The organism is Mesorhizobium sp. M7A.F.Ca.CA.004.04.2.1, assembly GCF_004022825.1.
In the GTDB taxonomy this organism is placed as follows: Bacteria; Pseudomonadota; Alphaproteobacteria; order Rhizobiales; family Rhizobiaceae; genus Mesorhizobium.
This window is the reverse complement of the sequence record NZ_RZPH01000734.1, coordinates 1-3,116: the sequence shown is the minus strand read 5'-3', so window position 1 is coordinate 3,116 and position 3,116 is coordinate 1. Positions and strand designations below refer to the sequence as shown.

Below are 3,116 nucleotides of genomic sequence, written 5' to 3'. Positions count from 1 at the left end.
GTAGTCGTAATAGAGGATCGGCAGCACGTCGCGGTGCTGGTAGCGGTCGAAAATGATGAGGTCGAAATCCTTGATCTTCTCGACGAACAGTTCGCGGGTCGGGAAGGCGATCAGCGATAATTCGTTGATCGGCGTGCCGTCCTGCTTTTCCGGCGGCCGCAGGATGGTGAAATGGACGAGATCGACCGAGGCGTCGGATTTCAGCAGGTTGCGCCAGGTGCGTTCGCCGGCATGCGGCTCGCCGGAGACGAGCAGCACGCGCAAGTTCTCGCGAATGCCGTCGATGAGCGCGATGGCGCGGTTGTTGGTGTCGGTCAGTTCGCCCGGTTCGCGATCGATGGCGAGTTCGACGATGTTGCGGCCGGCGCCCGGAATGGTGACCTGCAACGGCATCGCCTGGCCGACAGTGGCGTGCTCGACCGCGACCTGTTCGCCATTGACCGAAACGCGCACATCGACCGGGCCGGTCTCGTTTTCGGTCGAGACGACGCGGTAGGTCATGTCGAGCGGCTTGCCGACAAGGCCGAAGCGCGGGGCGTTCTCGAAACGTATGCGGCGATCCTTCTCGTGATCGTTGCCGGTTATCAGCGCATGCAGCGGAGCGTTGAAATCGGGCGCTCCCGGGGGGGCGTCATGGACCTCGCCATCTGTGATCATGATGGCGCCGCCGATCCGTGACGGCGGCACGTCGCGGAAGGCGCCTTCAAGCGCGCCGAACAGCCGTGTCTCGGTGCGTTCCTCGGCGGCCTCGGATTTGCCGGCCTCGACGACGCGCACGTCGAACTGCTTGAAGCGGCCAAGCCGCTGCTGCAGCCCGGCCAACGCCTCGTCGGTCTGCTTGGTGCGGTCGCCGATATCCTGGCTCTGGCTGCGGTCGACGACGAGGGCGACAACGCTTTTCAGCGGCTCGCGCTCCTCGTTGAGGAACACCGGGTTGAACAAAGCGGCGGCGAGCGCCAGAAGGGCGATGAAGCGGAAGACCGAACCGCGCTGGCGAAACCACAGGCCGACCAGCGCAAGCAGCGCCAGCGGCACCAGCGCCAAGGTCAGCAGTGGCCAGGAGATCAGCGGTTCGAAGGAGATCGACCAATTCATTCCTTACCCTCCTCTTTTTGGGGAGGGTTTATCCGCGACCGGAGGGCACCAAACAAACTCATTCTACTGCCCCAGCCGTTCGAGCAGTATGGGTACGTGCACCTGGTCGGATTTGTAGTTGCCGGTCAGCATGTACATCATGATGTTGACGCCGGCGCGCAGCGCGTAGATGCGCTGCATCGGGTCAGCCGGCACGGTTGGCAGCAGCGCATCGCCGTTCTCGTCGACCGCCCAGGCGCCAGCGAAATCATTGGCGGTGATCATGATCGGCGAGACGCCATCGCCGGTACGCACCGGCCGGTTCTCGGCGTTGCTGGCGTCGAGCGAGGCCTCGACCCAGAGCGGGCTGCCGGCGAAGCGGCCGGGGAATTCGGGCAGGATGAAGAAGGATTTGGTCAGCACGTGGTCGGACGGTACCGGTTCCAGCGGCGGCACGTTGAGATTGCCGAGGATGTCGCGCAGCCGCTCCGTCGCCGGGCTGGTCGAATCGGCGCCGATGCCGTTGGCGAACTGGTCGCGGGTGTCGAACAGCACCGTGCCGCCTTGCTGCATATAGGCGTCGACGCGGGCGATCGCTGCCTGGCTGGGCATCGGTGCGGCCGGATCGATCGGCCAGTAGATCAGCGGATAGAACGACAGCTCGTCCCGGGAGATGTCCACACCGGCCGGCTCGCCCGGTTCCAGCGCCGTCTTCTCGACCAGGAATCGCGTCAGCCCCTCGAGCCCGGCGCGGCTGATCGAATCGTCGCCCGGCACACCGGTCAGCACATAGGCGATGCGGGTCTTCGAAATCGCCTCGATGGCAATTTCGTCACCCGGCTTGGCGTCGTCGGCGCGGGCAAGGTCGGCATGACCGAACAAGCTACCCAGCGCAATCAGGGCGGCGGCGGTGGTTGTCACGGCACCGGCGCGGCGCGGCCGGCGTGAAAACAGGCCGCCCATCCAGAACACCGCCAGCGTATCAAGCAGCATCAGCACCAGGGCGGCCGCGACCAGCGTGCCTTTCAAACTGCGCGATTCGTCAAAGGCATACTGGATCGAGGTGACCGGAACAGTGATTTGCGGGCGCGCCAGGGGCGCCAACTTGCTGTCGGCTTCCAGCAGATTGTGGGCAAATACACCCGTCTCGGAACCATAGAGACCGGGCGGGTTTTCAAAAGTCACCGGCAGCGCGCCAGCGCCCGGTACAAGCGGCCGTGCATCCGGCGTCGGCGGCACCAGCGAGCCGTCGGCTGCAATCATGCGATAGGGCGCCAGCGACGCCGCGGCCGCTTCGGCATTGGCGATGGCCGCGCCCTGGTTGCGCGACAGCTGCACGATGCGGCGCAGCATCTCGACGAAGCTGCCAGAGATCGGCAGGTTCGACCAGGTTGCCTCGGGGGTGACGTGGAACAGCACCAGCGTGCCCTTGCCTTTCTTCAGTCCGGTGACCAGCGGCGTGCCGTCGGCAAGGGCCGCCCAGGTGCGCTCGACGATATCGGGTGTCGGCTCGGCCAGCACCTGCCTGCTGACGGTGACCTCGGTCGGCGGCGCCAGATCGGCGAACGGGCCGGCCTTGGGGAATTCGGTGACCGGCTGCGGCGACGTCCATGACAGCGCGCCGCCGAGCGACCGCTCGCCGGTGCGAAGGCGGACGGGCAGCAAATCGTCGTCATCGCCCGCGGTGGCCAGCCGCGAACCGGCGAAACGCACCAGCGTGCCGCCATTGTCGACCCAATCGACAAGTCTCTGCCGGACCTGTCCGGGAATGGTGCCGATATCGGCCATAACGATCATCGCGGGCTTCTGGTCGAGGATTTGCGGTATGGCGTCGGCAAGATCGGCGCCGGAGGGTTCGACCAGATCGGCGAAGGGCTGCAGCGCCCGCCTGATGTAGTAGAGCGGCGACAAAAGCGGCTGTGCCTGGTCGGCCTCGGCCTGCGACAATAGACCGACGCGCCGCCGCTTGGAGCTTTCGTCGAGGACGCGGACCGCACCAGCCCGCCGCTCGCCGTCGAGCGCGATGGAACCGAAGTCGTTGC

1 protein-coding gene and 1 pseudogene are annotated in these 3,116 nt (G+C 65.9%); both read right to left on the bottom strand.

Annotation, left to right across the window (positions count from 1 at the left end; translation table 11 throughout):
* Positions 1 to 1,095: pseudogene (locus EN893_RS26095) on the bottom strand (hypothetical protein); the annotation flags it as partial.
* Between the two features lie 63 nt (positions 1,096 to 1,158).
* Positions 1,159 to 3,116 (bottom strand): DUF4159 domain-containing protein (locus EN893_RS26090; RefSeq protein WP_128361883.1); only part of this gene is annotated, 1,958 nt, incomplete at its 5' end.